Origin of the sequence: Enterococcus sp. AN402 (assembly GCF_040719405.1) — a bacterium.
GTDB lineage: Bacteria > Bacillota > Bacilli > Lactobacillales > Enterococcaceae > Enterococcus > Enterococcus faecalis.
Genome location: NZ_JBFDTM010000004.1, coordinates 2,878,599 through 2,901,190, shown reverse-complemented (window position 1 = coordinate 2,901,190; position 22,592 = coordinate 2,878,599). Strand labels below are relative to the sequence as shown.

The window sequence follows — 22,592 nt, the reverse complement described above, 5'->3', positions numbered from 1 at the left end:
TGACAATATCGTTGAAGCAAAATCAGTCGGAAGGCTTAGAGTTCTGAAGAACGTTTATTTCTCTGGCTGAATATAAGGAACGATAGGTGCGGTCACGCCAATTGAAGCCCCACGAACAAAAGGTTCATTTTGTAAGGCTTTGAAATTTTTAGTTTGTCCGGTAAGCATGACTCCCCAAATAGGTAATTTTTCGACTTTTTTATTTTTATTTTGTTGGATAAACTTTTGGCCTTCTTGGTTGTCAGCAAACAACGGGGATTTTTCTAAGGTTTCAAAAAAGTGTTGCTTGTCGTTTTCAGGATCAAATATTTCGTTGTGATCGTCCATGCTTAATTGAAAACCATAAGGCAGCGTACCAGAAGGACCTTCTGCTTCATTAACCGTTTCGGAGTAAACATAGAGCCAAACTAAGTTGATATTGCTCGGTAACATTTTGCGGACTTCTTCATATGGATAAGGTTTATCAAAAGAAATCGCCACTTCCGCTACTTGGTTTTCCATCTTATCTAATTCACTTAATTCGTTTTTGATACCACCATAGTAATTGGTAATCGCTGGGTTATAAAAAGATGCTACTTTCTGCTTGGTTTGTCGGTTGTATTCATAAAAATTCTTAGAAGAATAATAGCTACCAGGATAGACTTCATTCCAGTCAATCGAATTTCTGAAAAAGCTATATCTGCTACGTAAATTACTCCACTCCACCGTGTAACCATCAATATTTTTTGAACGATTAGTTACAACTTCGCCCCCAAAAGGCGAACTATTAGCAATTACTTGGGAATCTAATTGAGTGTTTGGTGAAGCAATCATTTCTTGATCATTAATTACTTCTAGTAGGGTATGATAGTTTTTCGTCGAAAGTTTATCCATTCCCACAAAAAAACCGACAAACAATACAGCAAAACTAACAACGGTTATGGCACCAATCACGATAAATTGTTTTCTTTTCGCTTTACGAATACTTTTTTTTAAATCCACTTCTATTCCTCCAGTTCTTTTTTTAATTTTTGACGTGTGCGATACAATTTTTTGCGAACATTTTCAACAGATAATTCTAAAATCAACGCAATCTCGGCATACGATAATTGATAATAATATTTCAAAAGCAATAGTTCTTGTTCCTCATCTTTTAAGGAATCGATCAATAATAATAACTCTTGCCCCTCCATTTTTTCTATTGATTGCACAGGATGACTGTTTGCCACAAAAGTGCGTTCTCGTTTCTTTTTTCGATACATCGTAATGTAGTAATTAAATGTTACTCGGAAAAACCACGGGCGTAGATTTTCTGATGTAATTTCAGGTAATATTGAAAAAATCGTTGTATATGTTTGCGACACTGCATCTTGTGCATCTTCAAGACTTGCTCCTCGGCGAATCAAGACTTGGATGACTTCTTGCCCCAAAGAAAATAGTACTTCGTCAAAATTTGCCTCCTTTTTCATCTGATTTCTCCTTTCACTTATACAACGTTTCAACTAGGGAAAAAGTGGACAGTCCTTCGTTCATTATTTTTATGTATTTTTTCTCTCAATAAAAAATACTCCTGCTTAGGCAGAAGCATTTTTTGTTTTTTCTTATTTATCATTTTCCAATGACTAATCTTCGTGTATAAACGGCTTGCCCAGAATGCATCACTGCATCATCAATCGCTGAAACTAAACGCACTTGTCTAGTCACCGGCGGGGTCCAATTTTTATCAATCACGTCTGACAATTGTTCTTCTTTGACTTGGTCTAAATAGCTTTTGGTAAGTGCCACACTGGCAGCCAAATAGTCACTAAGCAATTGCTTTTCTGCCACCACGACTTTCGCCGCTTCTTCTGGTGTGTGATGCCAGTCTTCTGTTTCATCTGGCAAATCCAAGGCAAATTTTTCTGTCCAGTGTTGGCTAAGCCATAACGGCTCACTATGATTAAGTGCGGAAATTTGTAGGTCTAATTCTCTGGCTGTGTGCCACATTAGCCAAGTAACAGACTTAATTAATGGTGCGGGCATCGTGTTTGCTTCGGCAACGGTCATTTGCGCAAGTGTTTCTTCAAAACGTTCGTGCGCTCGGTCAAGGGTTTCACTAGAAAGTTGAGTGACTTTCATAAAAATACCTCCTTTGTGTTGGTGCCTGTTCTTTCGTTTCTATTTTCTATTATACTGCAAAAGAATCCGTTGTAGTTCTTTTTTGGCTGCGGTATCTGCGGAAAGGGTAAAGATCACTTTCTTTCTTCAAAAATAACACCCCCCTAAGTAAAAAAGAATTGACAATTCTCGTAGTTTCCCTTAGTATGTGGAAAAGTACCTTTAAGATAGTCCGAGAGGCTAACAAGGCAAAGTTCTGTAAAATTCTGTATTTTTGTATAGTGAATGATACGAGATGTCTTGCCCTTTTTTTGTGTGCAAGGCTTTTTTTGCGCGGTGCTTAATCAATTTATTTGGGAGGCAACAAAGTGGAAAAGAAAAAACGTGAAGTGAAAGGTATCTCATTTACCAAAAAAATGGTGATTTCATTGGTGGGAGGGTTAATCGTTGGGCTCGGCTTTTTATTTTTAAGAGAGTACCTTATTCGCAGCAATCAAGGCGCTGTGTGGCAGACAATCAATCAGATTCTTTTCCAAGATATTTCAGATCCTGAAAAAGGACAATCTGCGATTGGGCTTTTCTATATTATTGGTCAACTATTTATCAACGGCCTACAATTAGTGATTGTGCCGATGGTCTTTACTTCAATTACTTTAGCCATTTGTCATATTACCGATACGCAAAAATTAGGACGAATTTCCTATAAAACGATTTTTGGCTTTTTATCGATGTCACTGATTGCTCTACTAACAGCAGGAATTGTGGGCTATAGCGTATATTTAACTGGCGCTTTTAATGTGTCGTTATCTGAAACGCTAGCTCCTGTCGAAGTAAGTACGAGCGGCAACCCATTAATGGTGATTGTCAATGCTGTCACGAAAAATATCGGTTCTGCATTTAGCGACAATGGTGCAATTTTAGCCGTTGTTGTGTTGGCAGTGATTACTGGTTTATGTATTAATGCATTAGGGGATAAAATTCGTGTTTTCAAAAAATTAATTGAAGAAGTCAATGCGATGGTCACGTTATTTTTAACCTTTGTAATTACTAAATTTGCTCCTATCGCCGTCTTTATGTTGTTAGTTCGGACGTTTGCTTCCTACGGGATTGATTATTTAAAACCAGCGTTAGTCTACGTCATAACAACGACAGCGACGCTCTTAGCCTTTTTGATGATCGGTTACCCATTATTTATCTTATTTGCGACAAAATTAAATCCTGTTCCTTTTATTAAAAAGATTATGAAAGTTGTGGTCTTTGGATTTTCTACTTCTTCTTCGGCAGCCACTTTACCGTTAAATACAAAAACAACGGTTGAAGAGTTAGGTGTCGACAGCGATGTTGCCGCCTTTGTCTTGCCGTTAGGAATGACTATTAATATGAACGGCACAGCGATTATGCAAGTAATTGCGGCTATTTTTGTGGCGGGCGTAGCTGGTTATGAAGTGACACCAGCTAATATTGCCTTGATTGCCATTTTAGCTTTAATGTCATCTATTGGTACACCGGCGGCACCTGGCGCTGGCGGAATTATCCTTTTCACTATTTTAACTGGTTTAAACTATAACAATGAGATTGCGATTGCGACGTATTCATTGATTTTAGCCATTAATCGTCCAATCGAAATGCTCGTTACTAGCCTAAACGTGGTTGGTGATAGCGCCACTGCGATTTATGTTGCACATTCGGAAGATTTGTTGGATGAGGCCACTTATCTGACTGATGTCGCTGACTTGCAAAATGCGGAAGCGGAGTAATTAATGAAAAAGCAGACTTCTTGTATGGAAGTCTGCTTTTTTATTATGTTTTTAGTGAATCCGTAATTTTTTACTTCTTCGATTTACTTTTACGAAAAACTAAAAGACACCCACTGGCGATAACTAGAAGGCCAATAATCACAAGCGCGATTGATTTCTTTTCTCCTGTGCTCGGTAAAAATTGGCTAGCTTTTCTGAAACCACCTTGGCTTGATGGCTTAACTTGTTTCGTACCAGTTTGATCAACTCCCGCACTAGTATTTAAGTGTCCATTATTCCCCCCATTTTTTTGTTCCTTTTTATTTTCCCCACTATTTTTCAATGTTAATCGCTTCACTGCCGAACGTAGTTTTGCTTCTGCTTGGTCTACTTCTGCTTGCGTTGCTGTTGTTTGATCTGCCACAGTTTGTGCTTGTTTCAATGCTTCACTGTAGACTTTCCAGCTACTTGCGGTGTAGTCTTTTTCTTGGTGTTTCTCTTTTTCTTTGATGATTTTCAACAAGTTGGTTTTATCTACTTCTTTGGTTGGTACTTTTACCAATTGCTTCACTGCCGAGCGTAGTTTTGCTTCTGCTTGGTCTACTTCTGCTTGCGTTGCTGTTGTTTGATCTGCCACAGTTTGTGCTTGTTTCAATGCTTCGCTGTAGACTTTCCAGCTGCTTGCGGTGTAGTCTTTTTCTTGGTGTTTCTCGTTTTCTTTGATGATTTTCAACAAGTTGGTTTTATCTACTTCTTTAGTTGGCACTTTTACCAATTGCTTCACTGCCGAGCGTAGTTTTGCTTCTGCTTGGTCTACTTCTGCTTGCGTTGCTGTTGCTTGATCTACCACAGTTTGTGCTTGTTTCAATGCTTCGCTGTAGGCTTTCCAGCTACTTGCGGTGTAGTCTTTTTCTTGGTGTTCTTTTTGTTCCTGAATTAATTTTTCTAACGCTTCTTTCGTTACTTCAGGAGTTGTTTTAACTGTGATTGAACGCGAGCTGCCATTTAACCCCGCACTATTTAAAGTGATAATATTTTGGTCAACAGAAATTTCTGGGTCCGCTGCGACTACTTCAAGAATGCCCTTATCAAATTCAATAGAAACGGATGCATTATTTTGTAAAGGATTCGCAAGAGTTAAGCGATAAACACCGTTATCAATTTTTTCTGAAATAATCGACATTGGATCATACGCATACAGTCCTGCAATTTCTTGGTCATTATTCCATGTATTCATCATGACATAATTACCTGCTTCAATGGCTTGTAAGCTTGCTGTATTTTCTAGAACAGTATAGCCTTTGTTTTTAGAAAGAGCTGCGATTTCTTCATTCGTTTTCCCAACCACTGTTAAATATTCGTAAGTACCATTTTCAACAGTCTTGCCATAATTTTTACTAATTTTAGCAAATGTATTTGTATAGGTTTTATCATTAACAAAGTATTCGTTAATATCTCCGTAGCGACCAGAGCGTTCTTCTATTTGAACATCAAGCGTATTCATTGAATTAGGAAAAACATAGCCAATGTTATTCAATGGATTCGCTGCGCTTAAACTAATCCAAGAATTATCTTTGTCTGAACCTTGGTCAAGCTTCACTTCCTGTGGATGAATCATCCGATTATCGAGGATTGTTTCAATCGAAGCATCTGTCGTACCAGTAATGCCACTTCCCAAATTAATGATTTGACCATCTAATAAGAACCAAGATTTTTTAGCAACTAAGTTCATTCCTTCATTACTTTTATCTAAAAACATTCCTATAGAGGCAACCTGTCCATTATTTGAGCCACCTACCCATGACTGGGGACTGCGTTTCCCTGTATAAGCACCATTTGCCAATTCTCTTGTGTCAACTGTCGTTCCTGGTAATCGATATGGATCGATCGTTGCCCAGTATCCTTCATCAAACTGAGCAAAGTCTTGATTGTATAAATAAAGCATGCCGTCTGCTGTATGCCAGCCTTTTTTATTTTCCGTATTCCCAAATTCATAGTTTCCGACACGTTGTGAATACATACTAATACCCACCGCATATTCGTTATTTTTCTGTAGGACTCGATCCATCGAACCATATACATTTAAAGATTGCATTGGTGTCGCTTGGGCAGGTGACGCACTATTCACCACATTTTTCAAGTCAATTAACGCTTCAAAATCTCTTGGTTTTTTAAAGAAATGATAGTATGACCCACTTTGTTGAAGCCACGTTTGGATAGATGTATAAATGTCATTTCTTAAATTTTCTGGGGCAAATTTTGCAATTAAGGTTAAATTAGCTATTGTTTCTTTACCCGATTCAAACTCTGTAGTAAAAGGATTCGTTTCTGGCGCTCTGGAAATACTTCTACCAGAAACCATCGATGGCATTTTTCCATTCACCATCAATTGTAAGTAACCTTTATCAACAACATTAAATAAATTACTAATGTTAGGGTCATTCATCTCCCAGTCGGAACCTTGTAAAATAGTCTGAATTCGTCCAAACCCCTTTAGCAACTCATTCCCGTAACTGCCGTTGTACGGAAAATAACCATGTTGAATCAAGGAACCATCAGGATATAAGCCATCACCAGAGGAAACACTTTTTAAAACGGACGGAACAGCTTCTTGTACTTGTACTAGGCGTTGATTATCTTCTAACAAAAGTCCAGTACCTAAAACGGTGATTGAAATATCTGTTAAGTTAGCCCCTGTTGCACGATAAATTGGCCATTGTATGTTTGGATCTTTTGCATATAGCATCAGCGGAGCAGTAAATTTATTTAATTTTTCTGCATCTGTATTCAATAGGTCATCATGTAATAAAATCAATGTATCTGTTAGCGGCTGCGCGGAACCAATTTGCCAATCCCACCAGTTACCTGTGTAATACGTTCCATTGTATTTTTTTGTATCAATCATAAATTCAATGCCTTTAACAATCGCATCATAAACTTCCGGTTTTTCAAAAAGCTCACTTGATGGTTCATAGTAGCCTAACGCTAGTTTTTTAATATTGGTAAATTGAGTCGTGTAATCAGCAGACACTGTATCCGATGGTTTTCGTTCCCACAGATACCCACGATCTGCTGCTTGATTAAGCGTTTGCCATAATGCTAAACTCTCCGTAGCAATCTGGGCACGATACTGTTGCACATCTGCATCGTTATCATACTGCGTTGTACCTAACAATCGCATTTTCCATTTTGCTCGCATTTCCGCATATTGTTTATTTTCTGCTACAACAGTCACAGGAATTGTATCACTAATTTCTGTTCCTTTAATTTTGACTGTTACCTTCGCTTCACCACTCTTAACTGCTGTTAAATTACCCGTTTGGTCAACCGTCACAATGGTAGGATCACTACTCGACCACTCAATCTGATCCTCTGTGATATCTACTCCAGCTGGTGACACTTCAAAGGCTAGCTGTTGCTTTCTTTTTTCACTAATAGTCAGGTTCTCTGTTAAAAGTTTAATCGCTTCTGGCAGTCGTTTTTTTTCATATGCTTCAAACGAAATAATACTTGAACTGTAAAATTGCTTATTTGTGTGTTGCCACATTTTCATCTGCTGATATTTTACAAAACGTGCTTGTACATTATTGCCATCAATATATTTTTTAGTAGGTTGGCCACCTTCCCCATTCTCTTCTTTAAAGATAGATTGATAGCTTTCACCATCTGTTGAAACTAAGATTTCATACACAGGACTTTCTGCATGCAACTGTAAAACGAGTTCGCCAATGTTTTTTACTTCACCCAAATCAACAATTAACCATTGTTCATCTTGCTTATCAGCGGACCAGCGTGTTGTTTCATCGCCATCAACAGCTTTTTCGCCAACAAATTGAGGGTATTTCCAATTCTCTCCAATTTTTCCTCCTTCTACACCAGAATATGTCACTTCTTTTTGTAAAAATAAATCAGTTATTTCTTCTGCAGATGCACTCATCGCAGTTAGCGAGAAGCCTGTAAGCATGAAAGCAACAACGACTATTATTTTTTTAATCATATTTTTCCCCATATCTTTCTATTTTTAAGCAACCAATCCGACTTTTCCAAACACTTTTTTCTGATAATTTAATCAACTTCCTCCTCTACTAAGTATTCTATATAAAAATTAGGCATGAAAAGACAACCTAAAGTAATTACTTCAGACAGACTTTTCATGCCTAGTTTTCCCTAGTCACATGAAATATTATACATGTTTACGCTTTCACTTTAAGGTAATTTTTAATTACTGTCAATAGCGTTTTCTTCATTGAAGAGCTTATTCAACTTTTCTCGTTAAAAATATTGATTTTTATGATAATCCCTTAATTTTTTCTCATTTTAAAATAATAATTATGGGTGCTGAACCTGTTTCTGAGGCACAACAATTGGACAATTTTTTTGAAAAAACGAGAGGAATGAGCATTGTTTTTTGCCATTCCTCTCATTTTTATTTATTGTTTGAACGGTAACGTTGCTCTCAAACCAGTTTGATTGAATTTTTTTATTTTCTATCAGACAAACAGACTAAAGATATTTTACTTCATATATTTTTCAAGCAATGACTTGATTCATAGAAATTACTGAGCAACCAGCCTACTTCTTATTTATGATACGGTTCCCCTTTCATAATCCGAAAACCGCGATAAATTTGTTCCACTAATACCAAACGCATTAACTGATGTGGATAAGTTAAGCGGCCAAAAGAAATTTGTTGGTTACTTCGCTGAAGGACTGAATCACTGAGACCTAAGGAGCCACCAATGACAAAGGTTAGATTACTTTTGCCACTAATCCCTAATTGTTCAATTTCTTTTGAAAATTCTTCACTAGATAATTGTTTGCCATTAATGGCTAAAACAAAGACGTATTCGTTGTCATTAATTTTCCCCAAAATACGTTGGCCTTCTTTTTCTTTGACCTGAAGCATTTCAGCGTCACTGAGTTTTTCTGGGGCTTTTTCATCTGGTACTTCAATGATTTCCATCTTGGCATAGCTATTTAAACGTTTCAGATATTCATTAATGCCTTGAATCAGGTATTTTTCTTTCAGTTTTCCGACTGTTACTAGTTTAATTTTCACCTATTCCACTACTTTCTCGTTTTCTCTTCGTTCTTATTTTAGCACGAAGTTTGGCTACTTTCCACAACGTTTCCACATACTTATACACATATACACAGAGTTATCCACAGAACAAACTAAAAAATTACTTTATTTAACAGCTTTTTCAATACAAACACATATTCGCTACTGATTTGTCCACATTATCCACATTCTGTGGATAACTTTTCTGAAAACTGTACACAGAGTTATTCCCGATTTGTTCACATTTTTCTGTGTATAACTTTTTCATTCGTATTTTTTCTGTAATTTTTCCCTAAGTTGTTCATAAAAAATTCAAAGCTATTCGATAGACTAAAGGAGTAGGAAACAGATATACTTAATATAGAAAATTCAGATGCACTTATTGGGAGGTTATTTTATGCAACGAAAAGATGTTACACCTAATTCAGATAAAAAAAGTTTATTGCAAAAATTTGGGATTGGTTTAGCTGGCGGCTTACTTGGTGGCGCCCTTATTCTAGGAGGCGCTTATTCTGGGATTATTCCCACACCCAACGGCGGAAATAATGCGGCGACGACGACGTCCACTAACCACGGCGACACAAAAGTCAGCAATGTGAGTTACAATGTTTCTAGCGATGTCACAAAAGCCGTGAAAAAAGTTCAAAATTCTGTGGTTTCTGTCATTAATATGCAAAGTGCTAGCAACAATTCTTCGGCAGATGATCCTTTTGGGGGATTGTTCGGTGGGAATGAAGGTACTCAAGACTCTTCCGGCAACAATGGTAACGATTTAGAAGCAGCCAGTGAAGGTAGTGGGGTTATTTATAAGAAAGATGGTAAAACGGCTTATGTCGTGACAAATAACCACGTCGTAGATAAAGCGCAAGGATTGGAAGTTGTTTTGTCTGATGGTACCAAAGTGAAAGGCGAATTAGTCGGAACCGATGCTTACACGGATTTAGCCGTGATTAAAATTTCTTCCGACAAAGTTGATCAAGTCGCTGAATTTGGGAATTCTAGTAAAATCACAGTCGGTGAGCCTGCTATTGCGATTGGTTCCCCGCTAGGTTCTGATTATGCTAACTCTGTCACACAAGGAATCATCTCTTCTGTGAATAGAAATATTACCAATAAAAACGAATCCGGTGAAACCATCAATATTAATGCCATTCAAACCGATGCTGCCATCAATCCAGGAAACTCCGGTGGTCCACTAATCAATATTGAAGGGCAAGTCATTGGCATTAACTCAGTAAAAATTGTGCAATCAACTAGTCAAGTGAGCGTTGAAGGGATGGGCTTTGCCATTCCAAGTAATGACGTAGTCAACATTATCAACCAATTAGAAAAAGATGGTAAAGTGACACGGCCAGCTCTCGGGATTACGATGTCTGATTTAACAGGTATCTCTTCACAACAACAAGAACAAATTTTAAAAATTCCAGCTTCTGTAAAAACTGGCGTAGTGGTTCGTGGTGTTGAAGCAGCGACCCCTGCTGAAAAGGCTGGATTGGAAAAATACGATGTTATCACGAAAGTTGACGGCCAAGACGTAAGCTCTACTACAGATTTACAAAGCGCGCTTTACAAGAAAAAAGTTGGCGACAAAATGGAAGTGACTTATTATCGTGGTTCTAAAGAAATGAAAGCAACCATCGATTTAACCATTGATAAATCAGCTTTAACACAACAAAATAATCGCAGCAATCAATAAAAGAAAAAAACGACCTGTTGTCTGAACAACAGGTCGTTTCTTTCTTTTATTCTCCTACCGCAAATGCAGAACCAACTTCTGCATCAAAAGGCAATTCTAAGATTCCTTTTTTAGCAGGTGCATTTGGTAAACGTAATTCTTTTGCTGAACAAATCATTCCAAAACTTTCTTCACCACGTAAAACCCCTGGCCAAATCATTAAACCATCAGGCATCATTGCGCCTGGTTTGGCCACAACTACTTTTTGTCCTGCTTTGATGTTCGGTGCGCCACAAACAATTTGTAAGATTTCGCCGTTGTCTACTTCTGTTTGTGTGATAGATAAATGATCTGAATCTGGGTGTTTTTTACATGATTTGACAAAGCCGACCACAATTTTAGGGGTGTCGTCTTTTTCAAGGGTTTCTGAAAATCCCGCATCTTTAATCGCTGTATTGACTTTTTCAATTTGTTCGTCTGTTAAAGTCACTTGGCCGGTGCCATTAATGTCACCTAGAAGCGCTGAAGCATTGAAAATATTCCAAGCTACCACTGTTTCTGGCGCCTCAACTAAACTTACACGTGCCACATCGCCGACACGTTTTACTTGGTTTTCCGCACCTTGATCGTCCGCAACGATGACAAGTAAGACATCGCCAACGTGTTCTTTGTTATATGCAAAAATCATTTCTGTTCCTCCTCTGTCGTTTTCCTGTCTTATCTTATCAAAAATTAACCCCATTGTGCATACTTTTTTGTCGAAAAACTAAAAGACTTGGAAAATATGTCGCTATGACTTATTCTCCAAGTCCTCAATTTTGAGTGACAAGCCGCTGATCCTTTGAAAAAACAAAAGAAACGTTAGGTCAACTCTCTATTCAATCAATAACTTTTTTTGCTTATTTTTCTTCAGAGTGAACAATTAAGACATCGCAAGGAGCTTGACGAATAATGTAGCTACTGACGCTTCCCATGACCACACGTTCGACTGCGTTTAATCCTGATTGTCCCACCATAATTAAATCAACATTGTATTTTTCAGGTAATTCATGACTCATGACTTCTTTGGGTGAACCAAACATGGTAACTGTTTCAACATTATGAAAATCAACGCTTTCAGCATACTTTTTACAATCGGCCATTAATTCTTCCGCAGCGGCTGTTTCTTGATCAATTAATTGATCATTTAACGTCGAATACCCCATCATTGTATACACTTGATTTTCTAAAATATTTGCAACAATGACTCGGCTTCCGTTTCGACGAGCAACCTCAATTGCACGTTCATAAGCTAAATTGGCTTGATCACTACCGTCTACGCCGACAAGAATATTTTTATACATTTGTTCTTCCATTTTCGTCACCTTCCCGATGGAGGCTGATCTAAAAGGCTTCTTTGACTAAGAAACTAGAGTCAAAAATGAATTTAGGACCCTTGCGCAGAACGCCCTTTTGTCCAGCTGATTCTCTCTTAATTTAATGGTTCCTCTGGTTCATGAAAATTAGCCTAAGCTAGTTAAAAATGCACTGATTTCTTCTTTTGTTTTTCGGTCTTTGTTTACTAAGCGTCCTAACTCTTGACCGTTTTCAATTACGACAAAACTCGGAATACCAAAAATATTCCACTCGGCAGCCACGTCAATAAACTGATCACGGTCGACTTCGATAAATTGAAACGCTGGAAATGCTTCTTCAATTTCAGGCATGACTGGTTTAATGAAACGACAGTCTCCGCACCAATCAGCAGTAAAGAAGAAAACATTTTTACCTTTTTCAACATAAGTTGCTAGTTCTTCTAATGAATTGGGATAAATCATTTAAACATCCTCTACTTTCCGTAAACAATTGTATTAACTGTTGATTTATCCAAGCCACGTAATGCTTGTAACAACATTTCCCGCGCTGCTTCATAATCCGCAATACTAAACATTGTTTGATGCGTATGGATGTAACGACCACAAACGCCGATGACTGTACTTGGTACACCATTATTAGTTGTGTGCGCTGCCCCAGCATCCGTTCCGCCTTTAGAAACAAAATATTGATACGGAATATTGTGTGTCGCAGCTGTATCTAATAAATATTCACGTAAGCGAGGCAATGTGATCAAACCTGGGTCGAAAATCCGTAATAACGTTCCTTCACCTAAATGACCATACGTCCCTTTTTTCGTATGAATATCATCTGCCGCTGAACAATCCACCGCAAAGAAAATATCTGGATTAAATTTATGAACAGATGGTTTAGAACCACGTAAACCAACTTCTTCTTGTACGTTTGCCCCAGCAATTAATGTGTGGCCTAATTCTTCATTTTGTAACGTTTCCAATGCATCTAATACCAACGTACAACCATAGCGGTTATCCCATGATTTACTGATAATATTTTTGCCATTAGCTGTTTTAATCGTTTCTGTTTGTGGAACAATGGAATCCCCTGGACGAACGCCAAAGCTTTCAGCTTCTTCTTTTGAAGAGAATCCTGCATCAAATAACACATCAGAGACTTCTAATTGTTTTTGACCACTCGTACCACGCAACAAGTGTGGCGGAATAGATGAAGAAATACATGGATAGTTCCCTTTACTTGTTTTTAACGTAAAACGTTGTGCTGAAACAACATAGGGATTCCAGCCACCTAAAGGAACTACTTGGAATAAACCATTATCGTTAATTTGAGTTAACATGAAGCCAACTTCGTCCATGTGGGCTGCTACCATTACGCGTGGCGCTGCTTCCACTTTTGAACGTTTAATCCCAAAAATACCACCTAAACCATCATATTGGACATCGTCCACTAATGGGGTGATATGTTCTTTCATGTACGCGCGAATGTCGTCTTCAAATCCGCTGGTTCCTTGTAATTCAGTTAATTCCTTGATTCGTTGAAATGTTTTTTCTTCCATAGATGTATGTCCTATTGCTTTTGATTTGTTGGAAATTACGCCAACCAAGCGTCACTTTTTCTCTAAAAAGTCACTTTATCCTGTCGATAAAAATAGGTACTCCTTTCATATGATTTCACTCTTATTATAACGCAAATACTAGAAAATGCACATCGCTTTCTCTTTTTAAACGTGACAATGAGAATGCCCTAAAAGAATGATTGAAAAACTTTTTTTATTTCTCAGCGGCCCCTTCTCTATGGTAAAATAAGAGTGATACTGACAAAAGTAATAGTAAGCAGAAACCGACCAAGGGAGGTCATACAAATGAACGAAGAAAATGAGTTGACATACTTTAAAGGCGGCTTAGCGCTAGGCGTTGGTCTTGGTTTAGTAGGCGGCATTGCCTCAACCTTGTTCTACCATAAGAAAAAAACAATCTCCGCTGATCTCGTCTTAGAAAATGTAAAAGCTGCTTTTTTAAAAGAAGGACCGATTGAAGGTTCGTGGATTGAGTTTGAGAAAAAGCCCTTGCGGAAATTCGCCATCCACTCCAAAACATATACTGGAGGAATTTGCCGCATTGAAGACGACGGCATTGTTCAATACGAATTCACTGCAGATGCCTACACAGGAACTGTCATTGACATTCAACGATTAAAAGATTAAAAAGATTGTTACAAAAGCACTTATTTGCTTTTGTAACAATCTTTTTTTCTTCTCATTTGTTTTTTGTAAAAGGGATGTTTATTTTATGTCAAAAAAATCAAATCAATGATGAATAAATACTCAAAAATCGAATGTTTTCTGCATGGAAATCACCTTAAATCTCTACTTATCAACGTTTGTCCACTTTTTTCATAAAAAAGATTAGACATTTTTTAAAAATTGATAAAAGAATAATCATTTCTAACGATTTTTTAATTTCTCCTTTTCATTTTTACATTATACTGAGAGTATTGCTAAAAATGAAAAGGAGCGTGTCAAATGAAGAAATCTGTTTTATTTACTTCATTACTTGTATTATCAAGCTTAGCTTTAGCGGCCTGCGGCGGTGGCAGTGACGATAAAGGAGCTAGCAACGGCGGCAGCGACAACCAAGTATACACAATGGTTGAATCCCAAGAAATGCCTAGTGCCGATCCGTCCCTTGCGACAGATGAAGTGAGTTTTACCACTTTAAATAATGTCTACGAAGGAATCTATCGTTTAGATAAAGACAACAAACCCGCGCCTGCTGGTGCAGCCGAAAAAGCGACTGTTTCAGAAGACGGTTTAGTTTACAAAGTTAAATTACGTGAAGAATCAAAATGGTCTGATGGCAAACCAGTTACTGCTGCAGATTACGTTTACGGTTGGCAGCGAACAGTGGATCCTGCCACTGCTTCAGAATATGCCTACATGTTTGAACCAGTAAAAAATGCTGAAAAAATTTCTAAAGGGGAACTACCTAAAGAAGAATTGGGCATTAAAGCAATCAATGATCATGAATTAGAAATCACTCTAGAAACAGCAACACCATATTTTGACGATTTATTGGCTTTCCCTTCTTTCTTGCCGCAACGTCAAGATATCGTTGAACGTTTTGGTAAAGATTATACAAAGAGTAGCGATAAAGCAGTCTACAATGGTCCGTTTACGCTAACTGAGTTTGATGGTCCCGGAACAGATACTAAATGGTCTCTAACTAAAAATGAAGAATATTGGGACAAAGAGACTGTCAAGTTAGATAAAGTCGCTATCAACGTGGTGAAAGAAGCCCCAACTGCCTTAAATCTTTATGAAACTGGTGAAGTGGATGATACGTATTTATCTGGCGAACTGGCCCAACAAATGCAAAACTCGCCTGACTTGGTCCAATTAAAAGCCGCTTCTTCTTTCTATTTAGAAATGAATCAAGCAGATGAAAAATCACCATTGACCAACGCAAACTTACGTCGTGCTATGTCTTATGCCATCGATCGCGATTCATTAGCTAAAAACATTTTAGCCAATGGCTCTCTTCCTTCACAAGGCTTCGTTCCTGTGGATGTCGCGAAATCACCAAAAACGGGTGAAGACTTTGTTAAAGAAGCTGGTAGCGACAAATTAGTCAAATACGACAAGAAAAAAGCTGTGGAATACTGGAACAAAGCGAAACAAGAACTTGGTGTTTCCAACTTAACGGTTGATTTAATGGTAGACGACTCTGAAGGCGCTAAAAAAATGGGCGAATATCTTCAAGGATCACTATCTGATACTTTGGAAGGCTTAAAAGTAACTGTGACGCCTGTCCCAATGGCCGTTCGTTTAGATCGTACCTTAAAAGGGGATTTCCAAATCGCTGTTCGTGGTTGGAGTGCCGACTATTCAGACCCAATTAACTTCTTAGATTTATTAGAAAGCTCAACTTCTAATAACCGTGGACGTTACAGCAATCCTGAATACGATAAATTCATTGCTGCGTCCAAAACCACAGATGTTAACGATCCTGAAAAACGCTGGGAAGATCTAATCAACGCTGAAAAAACAGTAATTGCTGATATGGGTGTTGTGCCAATTTACCAAAAAGCAGAATCACACTTACGTGCACCAAACGTGAAAGAAATTATTTATCATCCAACAGGTGCTAAATACGACTTCAAGTGGGCGTATAAAGAATAATCACTCGATTAAATTTAGAAAAAGATTTGGAACAATAGCGATTTTGGCTATTGTTCCAAATCTTTTTTATATAATCCCGATTAAAGAACCTAACAACCCAAAAATCACAGTAAAAATAATTAAAGCAATCGGCGTGCGTCCTTTTTTCAACATAATAAAACAAAACAGCGTAAACACTAAAGGTAATAAATTGGGCATGATTGTATCAAACAATTGTGTTTGAAGGTCTAACTTAGTGTCTTTCAAGCGAAAAACAAAAGTTGTCGTTAATTGTACACTCTTCGGAATCAACGCGCCCACCACGGAAATTCCTACAATTGTTGCTGAACGAGATAATTTTTTGGTACTTTCGCTTAAGACCGAAATTGCTTTGACGCCCATTTTATAACCTAGATTAATTAACCCAATTTTGGCAGCCATATACGGAATATTAAATAACAACAAGAAAACAATTGGTCCTAAGATATTGCCTTCTAATGATAGTTGTGAACCAATCGCTGCTGCAATCGGCAAAACGGTTAAATAAAATAACGCATCCCCAATTCCGCCTAACGGGCCCATCAACAATGTCTCAACGGATGGTTTTACTAATAACTCTGGATTATGAGAGCCACGAAATTCTTCAGAAATCATTGGTCCTTCCGCATGAATCCCTATGATTTGTGCCCCGTTGGTTCCTTGGTCTTCCTCAATAAATGAACCAATCACTTCAAATGAATGTTCCAAGTCTTTTGGAAATGTTGTTGACGTTGTTGGTAAAAAAGCTGTAATCCCCTCTTCTGGAAGGTAAGCTTGCCACTCTTTGATAAATTCATGATTGGCATGATTGGCATCCCCACCATGCCAACCATGATCATGAATATCAATAAATCCTGGAAGAATGCGATTTGCTCCGTATTCTTTATCGACAGCTTTTTCATTGTACGGTAGAATTGCAACAATTCGTTGTTCTGACACTTCAACTTGAGCTGGTTGAAATTGTTCGTTAATCCATACGTTTTTACTTTGAATAATCATTCTTCCCACTTCTTCTCTTCAAAATTATTGTCCAACATTACTTTTTTATGAAAATAATGCATCTAAACTTTCTTCTGGCGTTGACGGTACACGTTGAATCGAAAGTTTAACACCTAATTCTTGTAGCTTTTTAAAGGCGTCTACATCTGTTTTATTAACGGCAACAGCGGTAGCTACTTGTTTTTTTCCTTCTTCCATATGCATATTACCAATGTTTAATTTTTCAATTGGCACACCACCCTCTACCAAGCGCAATGCATCAACAGGATTATCAACTAACAGAAAAATCTTTTGTCTTTCTGAGGCTTTATGAATGACCTCAATCGTTTTCTTAATGGAGAAAAAACGGGTTTGTACTTCTGCAGGGGCCGCCATGTTTAACAATTGTTGGCGCATTGTATCCTCAGAAATTGCATCATTTGCGACTAAAATTAAGTTGGCGCCTAAAGAACCGTTCCATTGTGTTGCGACTTGACCATGAATCAAGCGATTATCAATTCTTGTTAATAAAATATTCGGCATAGTGCTTCCTCCTCTTTTCTAATTGGTTAAATTCCGTCTGCTTCTTCTTGAGTATTTGCTTGTGGTTGTTCTAGTTTTTTATGAACAATCCCGTCTCTGGCTGAATCTGTGACCATTGAAACAAAATCTTCTACGTTCGTGCTGATTGTGCGTAATGCAAGCCCTTCAAGAACCATCGGTAAATTTGTTCCTGCTAGCACTTCGACATTTGGATAATTACTTGCGACAGTCATTGAAATTCTAAACGGTGTGCCACCTAAAAGATCAGTTAAAATGACCACTGCTGGACACGTCTCCAGCATAGAGTCAACGGCTTTACGAATGTTTGACTCTAATACATCAAGCCCTGTATCATTGAAAAAAGGGACTGCCTGAACATTTGCTTGCTCTCCTGCAATCATACTAACTGATTGATGCATTCCAGTTGAAAATACCCCATGTCCCGTTAAAATAAGACCTATCATTTATTCTTTCTCCCCTAACTATTTACTGAGCTTACTATTTAATTGGATAAGCAGAACTTATTCCTCAAAGAGTGTAACAATTCTTGTGACAATTGAGTATGCTTTCCCATGATTTTGGACAATGATTTCTATTTAAGAACATGTCCCTATATAGATACAAGGCGTCCCAACTTAAAGATGCTTTTGAAAAAATACTCGATTACAACCGTGAGTCCAAACGAGCCAACAAATGTACCCATATACAACACAAGAATAACCAAGCTGACTGGTTGATTGGTTAAAAACGGGTGGACCAGTTTCAAGACCACTTGAAAAATAAAAACATTCGCTAGATAACTGCGATACGCATAAGTGGCTATCCATTTAACCATTGGTAAAAGACGAATCTTTTTGGCTATTCCTTGCGTTCCCAAATAAAAAACCAACCCGATAATCAATAAACTATAGGCACTTTGAAGAGGATCCAAATAAGGTAGATCGTTCGGAGTCATCTGTGTTCCATCAAATAAATTCCCTTGGACTGCCTGCCAAAAAATAAAAAGAAACAACAGAAATAGTGCCACTCTCGTCTTTTTCAAGAAAGTAAAAATTTCCCCCTGATACTTCGCTGCGATGACCCCGAAAATACCATAAATGAGATAACTAAGCCCTGAACGATCTATTAAGTACCAAAGAGAAGTTTCTGCATATGGAAAAATCATTTTCTGGTACCAGAAGCACCAAAGGATATGCGCACCGATTATAAAAAAGACAATTGGTAAAATCACTTTTTTGTTTTTTGTAATTCTTGTTGCCAACCAAATAAAATACGGCATAAATAATTGGAATTGCAACATCATTACGGCATACCATAGATGTGCCGCGCCATCACCACTGAGAACTTTTCCTAGAAATCCTAGGGGCGTTTCATAGGGCATTCGTTGTTGTAAACTAGGAAAAGCATATAGATAGAGACTGGACCAGACCACATAAGGAAGCACCAATTCATAAAATTTTTCCTTTAAAAATTCAAGATACGATTCAGCTTGACTCTTTAACACCATGTTGTAAATAATTGCAAAAATAAACATGGGTGCCGAATATTTAGACATTCGGTAAAAACTACCGATTGAATTCATTGCTTCCGTTTGCGGAGAATGTGTCAACACATATGATAAAACCGTTTGTAAAATAACTGATGCTACAGCGAAAACTTTTAAAAAATCACTGATATTCAGATTTATTGGTTGTTCTTTACTCATGTACGTCCTCTTTCTTTCAATAATTTAGCGTGTAAGTAAGCGCTCGGATTAAGAACTTACTCACACGCTATTCACGCTTCTTTGATTTACATTGCTAGCGATTCATAATTGGCTAACAAGATGCCGCGTTCTTCAATCGCTTCTTTGACTTCTTGGGACGTTAATATTTCCACTTCACGAATTCGAGGCATACAATACCCTGATTGATTTTGTAAAATAGTATCGATAAACGCAGGATGACAATTGATTTCAAAGACCTCTCCTTCACTACAAACAACCATATCAAGCAATTGCAAGATGGTTTCAGTTGAAATCGCTTTGTCATAAAATTGGTACAACATTTCATCTGGCGTGCGAACATCCTGATATAACTCTAAATAGTCTTTTGTTTCAATACTTCTTGAGGCGTTACGTAAAGGTAATTGATATTTGCGAGCAAGTGCCAAAGCCACACCTAATAACTTTTCATTTTTTCCATGAACGTTATGATGAGAATCAATATGATCAGGGCGTCTGCCACTTTTCATAAATGAAATAATTTGAGCATCCCATTCGTTATAAACCTCTTCTAAATTGACTTTTTCTTCAAAAATCGATTGATGCCAAAAATAACCAGCTTCATCTACTAAGGAAGGAACCATTTCTCGAGGTAAAATAGGTTTTGCTTGGTTCAATGTCAATGTTAAATGGACACCGATAGCTAAAGTCGGTGCACTGATTCGAGCACTCTCCATGGCCTCTAAAAAATAAGGAGAAGTTGGTAATGCAGTTGTTGAAGTAACCACGCCACGTTTGTGTGCTTCAATGATTCCTTGCGTTACCGCTGGCGTGTAACCAAAATCATCAGCGTTGATAATTAATTTTTTATTGCTCATTTTTCCCCACTCTCTCTTCTGTTTCATGAATTTTTAGTTGTTTCTCTAATTGATTGTAGCTAAGTGGCGCCTTTTTTTATAGCTAGTTTTCTGATTGAGTGCTATAATCTACAAATAAGACCATGTCCCTAAAAAAGGACATTACGTTCACAAACGACAGGAGGGATCAGCATGCTGTTTTTAACCTACGATCCACAATTAAATCCAACAGAATTAGAGATTTACAAGTATATTAGCCACAATATTGAAAAAGTTCCTTATATGACAATTCGAGAATTAGCAGATGAAATTCATTTCAGTAAAACGGCAATCTGGCGTTTTTGCCAAAAATTCGAGTGTGAAGGCTATACAGATTTTAAATTTAAATTGAAGAATTATCTAAGCGAACGAAAAAAAACAGCCCAACCAAAATCTTTAGATGAAACAATGCTGATTCATTTTTTGCAACGCTCATCAGAAGAATTATTAGAAGGACGGATTGTTCAAGCTGCGGAATTACTGGCAAAAAAAGAATTTGTTCTTTTTATTGGCGAAGGAACGTCCAAAGTCCTAGCTGAATTTGGTGAAATTTATTTTTCCAGTATCTACAATTTATCTGCTTCTGTATCCCACCTTTTTTCCCATCCCGTTAGCAAATTATCCGAAGAAACGGCTAAAAAAGTGGGCGTTATCGCCTTATCAGTTTCGGGTGAAACACAAAAAGTTCGGCAAAATATTGATTATTTTATCGAAATGGGGATTGATGTAATTGCTATTACAAATAGTGAAAAAAGCACGATTGCTCAACTTTCAACAGTCACAATCCCCTACTATATAACAACTGAGAAAAGTTCCATTGCAGACGTAACGTCCCAACTACCTGCACTATTCTTAATAGAAAAGTTGGCGAAAACTGTTTCAACGATGTTAAATGAGTGTCCATAATCACTGCAAAAAAAGGAAGGAACTAGCCATTCGTTTTGCTAGTTCCTTCCTTTTTAATTCTTCTATACTTATTTATACTGACACGTTTCTAAATGATCATTCACCAATCCCGCCGCCTGTAAAAAGGAATAGACTGTCGTGGCACCTAAAAATTTAAATCCTCGTTTTTTTAACGCTCGACTAATCTGTTGCGATAATTCCGTGGAGGCTGGAACCTCTTCTGGGTGCTGCCAGTGATTAACGATTGGTTGCTGATCGACAAAGTTCCAGAGGTAGCGATCAAAGGACCCAAATTCTGCCTGAACTTCTTGAAAAACTTGCGCATTCGTGATGGTCGCTTGAATTTTTAAACGATGACGAATCACACCAGGATTTGCTAGTAAAGCTAAAATTTTTTCCTCATCATATCGCGCAATTTTCCGATAATCAAACGCATCATAAGCTGCCCTGAGCGTTTCTCGTTTATTCAAAATAATCGCCCAGCTTAAGCCCGCTTGCATACTTTCCAAGGTCAATAACTCAAATAACTGTTGCTCTTCATGAACTGGACGTCCCCATTCATCATCATGATAGGCTTGCATCTCTTCAGTTGTATTCGTTGCCCAAGTACATCGCTCCATTGTCCTGCCTCCTTTTATTTGCTAAAAAAGATGCGAACAAAGGGTACTGCCTGTTGTTCCACACCTTTTCTTATTCCTAATAAAATGCCCAGAAGTTTAACGCTTCATTCATTACTTCTTCGGCTGTAAATGTCCGTTTTGAATGGCCCTTTTCTTCTGAATCGTTTGGATCATTAATCCAGAAATCGCCTTTTTCATCCACACCACTCATCACCATAATGTGACCAGTTGTAGTGAAATAGCCCGGTTTTACAGAAATAATGACTGGATGACCTTCCTTCAAGAAAGCTGCCACTGTTTCAATATCCCCAATTTCTTGACAGTTATAGCCTTTCATTTCAGCATATGCACTAAAAATAGACCACGCCGTCCCTTGTCCTTCCATAAAGAAGTCATTTTTTGCCCAAGCTAACACATCTAGAGGAGTAACTTCTTGGTGATCCATGTATGAACCAACCATTGCAAGCGACACAATCGCACAGCCATTAATTTCGATTGTATTCGGCTTATCCACATTGCCAAATCCGTATGCGGTGTCTTTCCATTTAGCATCTGTCTGCAATTCTAACGGCAAATCCAGATGTCCATTATATTGCTTCTTTTCAATTTCTTGATTGACCTGTTGTCCATAGCTTAAAGGTTTGACTTTTTTCTCAATTTTAACTGGTGCTGGTTCTTTTGTTTTACTTGATTCAGCACTAGCTTTAACATATGAATCATCAAACCAACTTGAAAACCCACCTGATTTCATCGGCGAAAACTGCGCTAACAATCCGCCAAAGCCAAACGATACCAACAACACCGTGAGAACTTTTTTTTGGTAACCTGATGGTTTTTTTGACATACTATTCAT

At 37.7% G+C, this 22,592-nt stretch carries 21 protein-coding genes; 5 read left to right on the top strand and 16 right to left on the bottom strand.

The window, feature by feature from the left end; translation table 11 throughout:
* Positions 1-54 precede the first annotated feature (54 nt).
* From AB1I62_RS15465 to gst, 3 genes are all read right to left on the bottom strand, one after another.
* Complete coding sequence (locus AB1I62_RS15465; RefSeq protein ID WP_002378932.1) at positions 55-981, bottom strand: anti-sigma factor; 927 nt, start codon at positions 979-981, stop codon at positions 55-57.
* Positions 982-983: 2 nt separating this feature from the next.
* Positions 984-1,448 carry a sigma-70 family RNA polymerase sigma factor gene (locus AB1I62_RS15460; protein WP_002383292.1) on the bottom strand — a complete coding sequence of 155 codons (465 nt, stop codon included), beginning with the start codon at positions 1,446-1,448 and terminating at the stop codon, positions 984-986.
* 139 nt (positions 1,449-1,587) lie between these two features.
* Positions 1,588-2,097: a DinB family glutathione transferase gene (gene gst, locus AB1I62_RS15455; protein WP_002409189.1), complete on the bottom strand. Its 510-nt coding sequence runs from the start codon at positions 2,095-2,097 to the stop codon at positions 1,588-1,590.
* Positions 2,098-2,429: 332 nt separating this feature from the next.
* Between gst and AB1I62_RS15450 the strand changes: the two genes are divergently transcribed.
* On the top strand, positions 2,430-3,833 hold the full coding sequence (locus AB1I62_RS15450) for a dicarboxylate/amino acid:cation symporter (protein WP_025190632.1): 1,404 nt from the start codon (positions 2,430-2,432) through the stop codon (positions 3,831-3,833).
* A gap of 70 nt (positions 3,834-3,903) precedes the next feature.
* Here the strand turns inward: AB1I62_RS15450 and AB1I62_RS15445 are convergent, their stop codons facing one another.
* Together AB1I62_RS15445 and rlmH are read right to left on the bottom strand one after the other, a co-directional pair.
* Positions 3,904-7,809, bottom strand: coding sequence for a polysaccharide lyase family 8 super-sandwich domain-containing protein (locus AB1I62_RS15445; protein ID WP_010777977.1), 3,906 nt, complete (start codon positions 7,807-7,809; stop codon positions 3,904-3,906).
* Between the two features lie 582 nt (positions 7,810-8,391).
* Positions 8,392-8,871 carry a 23S rRNA (pseudouridine(1915)-N(3))-methyltransferase RlmH gene (gene rlmH, locus AB1I62_RS15440; RefSeq protein ID WP_002355021.1) on the bottom strand — a complete coding sequence of 160 codons (480 nt, stop codon included), beginning with the start codon at positions 8,869-8,871 and terminating at the stop codon, positions 8,392-8,394.
* Between the two features lie 400 nt (positions 8,872-9,271).
* Here rlmH and AB1I62_RS15435 point away from each other — a divergent pair, with 400 nt between their 5' ends.
* On the top strand, positions 9,272-10,570 hold the full coding sequence (locus AB1I62_RS15435) for a trypsin-like peptidase domain-containing protein (RefSeq protein ID WP_002368406.1): 1,299 nt from the start codon (positions 9,272-9,274) through the stop codon (positions 10,568-10,570).
* A gap of 46 nt (positions 10,571-10,616) precedes the next feature.
* On the opposite strand, the gene ytpR is transcribed toward AB1I62_RS15435, so the two are convergent.
* The 4 genes from ytpR to pepA all read right to left on the bottom strand — a co-directional run bounded on the left by ytpR (position 10,617) and on the right by pepA (position 13,454).
* On the bottom strand, positions 10,617-11,237 hold the full coding sequence (gene ytpR / locus AB1I62_RS15430) for a YtpR family tRNA-binding protein (RefSeq protein ID WP_002361057.1): 621 nt from the start codon (positions 11,235-11,237) through the stop codon (positions 10,617-10,619).
* Between the two features lie 211 nt (positions 11,238-11,448).
* The gene (locus AB1I62_RS15425; RefSeq protein ID WP_002385249.1) at positions 11,449-11,904 is read right to left on the bottom strand and encodes a universal stress protein; all 456 of its coding nucleotides are present in this window, start codon (positions 11,902-11,904) and stop codon (positions 11,449-11,451) included.
* 147 nt (positions 11,905-12,051) lie between these two features.
* On the bottom strand, positions 12,052-12,366 hold the full coding sequence (locus AB1I62_RS15420) for a thioredoxin family protein (RefSeq protein WP_002355015.1): 315 nt from the start codon (positions 12,364-12,366) through the stop codon (positions 12,052-12,054).
* Positions 12,367-12,377: 11 nt separating this feature from the next.
* A complete protein-coding gene (gene pepA / locus AB1I62_RS15415; protein ID WP_002355013.1) occupies positions 12,378-13,454 on the bottom strand; it encodes a glutamyl aminopeptidase in 1,077 nt (358 codons plus the stop codon).
* Between the two features lie 306 nt (positions 13,455-13,760).
* On the opposite strand from pepA, the gene AB1I62_RS15410 reads away from it, so the two are divergent.
* The gene (locus AB1I62_RS15410) at positions 13,761-14,102 is read left to right on the top strand and encodes a PepSY domain-containing protein (RefSeq protein WP_002355012.1); all 342 of its coding nucleotides are present in this window, start codon (positions 13,761-13,763) and stop codon (positions 14,100-14,102) included.
* A 318-nt stretch (positions 14,103-14,420) separates the two neighbouring features.
* Positions 14,421-16,076: a peptide ABC transporter substrate-binding protein gene (locus AB1I62_RS15405; RefSeq protein WP_002355011.1), complete on the top strand. Its 1,656-nt coding sequence runs from the start codon at positions 14,421-14,423 to the stop codon at positions 16,074-16,076.
* A gap of 66 nt (positions 16,077-16,142) precedes the next feature.
* Here the strand turns inward: AB1I62_RS15405 and AB1I62_RS15400 are convergent, their stop codons facing one another.
* The 5 genes from AB1I62_RS15400 to AB1I62_RS15380 form a co-directional block, all read right to left on the bottom strand.
* Positions 16,143-17,093 (bottom strand): PTS system mannose/fructose/sorbose family transporter subunit IID, encoded by a 951-nt coding sequence (locus AB1I62_RS15400; protein ID WP_367019407.1) that lies wholly within the window; start codon positions 17,091-17,093, stop codon positions 16,143-16,145.
* A gap of 45 nt (positions 17,094-17,138) precedes the next feature.
* Complete coding sequence (gene agaV, locus AB1I62_RS15395) at positions 17,139-17,615, bottom strand: PTS N-acetylgalactosamine transporter subunit IIB (protein WP_002355007.1); 477 nt, start codon at positions 17,613-17,615, stop codon at positions 17,139-17,141.
* 26 nt (positions 17,616-17,641) lie between these two features.
* Positions 17,642-18,079: a PTS sugar transporter subunit IIA gene (locus AB1I62_RS15390; protein WP_002361048.1), complete on the bottom strand. Its 438-nt coding sequence runs from the start codon at positions 18,077-18,079 to the stop codon at positions 17,642-17,644.
* Between the two features lie 146 nt (positions 18,080-18,225).
* Positions 18,226-19,320: an acyltransferase gene (locus tag AB1I62_RS15385; protein WP_104859651.1), complete on the bottom strand. Its 1,095-nt coding sequence runs from the start codon at positions 19,318-19,320 to the stop codon at positions 18,226-18,228.
* An 86-nt stretch (positions 19,321-19,406) separates the two neighbouring features.
* A complete protein-coding gene (locus AB1I62_RS15380; RefSeq protein ID WP_002385244.1) occupies positions 19,407-20,222 on the bottom strand; it encodes a carbohydrate deacetylase in 816 nt (271 codons plus the stop codon).
* 144 nt (positions 20,223-20,366) lie between these two features.
* Between AB1I62_RS15380 and AB1I62_RS15375 the strand changes: the two genes are divergently transcribed.
* Positions 20,367-21,119 carry a MurR/RpiR family transcriptional regulator gene (locus tag AB1I62_RS15375; protein ID WP_002365331.1) on the top strand — a complete coding sequence of 251 codons (753 nt, stop codon included), beginning with the start codon at positions 20,367-20,369 and terminating at the stop codon, positions 21,117-21,119.
* Positions 21,120-21,187: 68 nt separating this feature from the next.
* Here the strand turns inward: AB1I62_RS15375 and AB1I62_RS15370 are convergent, their stop codons facing one another.
* Entirely contained in the window at positions 21,188-21,739 is a 552-nt protein-coding gene (locus AB1I62_RS15370) for a DNA-3-methyladenine glycosylase I (protein WP_002378947.1), read from the bottom strand.
* 76 nt (positions 21,740-21,815) lie between these two features.
* Positions 21,816-22,592: a peptidase C39 family protein gene (locus AB1I62_RS15365; protein WP_002355000.1), complete on the bottom strand. Its 777-nt coding sequence runs from the start codon at positions 22,590-22,592 to the stop codon at positions 21,816-21,818.

Coding starts and splice junctions, on each gene's coding strand:
- AB1I62_RS15400 (WP_367019407.1), bottom strand. CDS start 17,093: ATGATTATTCAAAGTAAAAACGTATGGATTAACGAACAATTTCAACCA.
- AB1I62_RS15435 (WP_002368406.1), top strand. CDS start 9,272: ATGCAACGAAAAGATGTTACACCTAATTCAGATAAAAAAAGTTTATTG.
- AB1I62_RS15425 (WP_002385249.1), bottom strand. CDS start 11,904: ATGGAAGAACAAATGTATAAAAATATTCTTGTCGGCGTAGACGGTAGT.
- AB1I62_RS15385 (WP_104859651.1), bottom strand. CDS start 19,320: ATGAGTAAAGAACAACCAATAAATCTGAATATCAGTGATTTTTTAAAA.
- AB1I62_RS15420 (WP_002355015.1), bottom strand. CDS start 12,366: ATGATTTATCCCAATTCATTAGAAGAACTAGCAACTTATGTTGAAAAA.
- AB1I62_RS15365 (WP_002355000.1), bottom strand. CDS start 22,592: ATGAATAGTATGTCAAAAAAACCATCAGGTTACCAAAAAAAAGTTCTC.
- agaV (WP_002355007.1), bottom strand. CDS start 17,615: ATGCCGAATATTTTATTAACAAGAATTGATAATCGCTTGATTCATGGT.
- AB1I62_RS15445 (WP_010777977.1), bottom strand. CDS start 7,809: ATGATTAAAAAAATAATAGTCGTTGTTGCTTTCATGCTTACAGGCTTC.
- AB1I62_RS15405 (WP_002355011.1), top strand. CDS start 14,421: ATGAAGAAATCTGTTTTATTTACTTCATTACTTGTATTATCAAGCTTA.
- pepA (WP_002355013.1), bottom strand. CDS start 13,454: ATGGAAGAAAAAACATTTCAACGAATCAAGGAATTAACTGAATTACAA.
- ytpR (WP_002361057.1), bottom strand. CDS start 11,237: ATGATTTTTGCATATAACAAAGAACACGTTGGCGATGTCTTACTTGTC.
- AB1I62_RS15390 (WP_002361048.1), bottom strand. CDS start 18,079: ATGATAGGTCTTATTTTAACGGGACATGGGGTATTTTCAACTGGAATG.
- AB1I62_RS15375 (WP_002365331.1), top strand. CDS start 20,367: ATGCTGTTTTTAACCTACGATCCACAATTAAATCCAACAGAATTAGAG.
- AB1I62_RS15460 (WP_002383292.1), bottom strand. CDS start 1,448: ATGAAAAAGGAGGCAAATTTTGACGAAGTACTATTTTCTTTGGGGCAA.
- gst (WP_002409189.1), bottom strand. CDS start 2,097: ATGAAAGTCACTCAACTTTCTAGTGAAACCCTTGACCGAGCGCACGAA.
- AB1I62_RS15410 (WP_002355012.1), top strand. CDS start 13,761: ATGAACGAAGAAAATGAGTTGACATACTTTAAAGGCGGCTTAGCGCTA.
- AB1I62_RS15380 (WP_002385244.1), bottom strand. CDS start 20,222: ATGAAACAGAAGAGAGAGTGGGGAAAAATGAGCAATAAAAAATTAATT.
- AB1I62_RS15370 (WP_002378947.1), bottom strand. CDS start 21,739: ATGGAGCGATGTACTTGGGCAACGAATACAACTGAAGAGATGCAAGCC.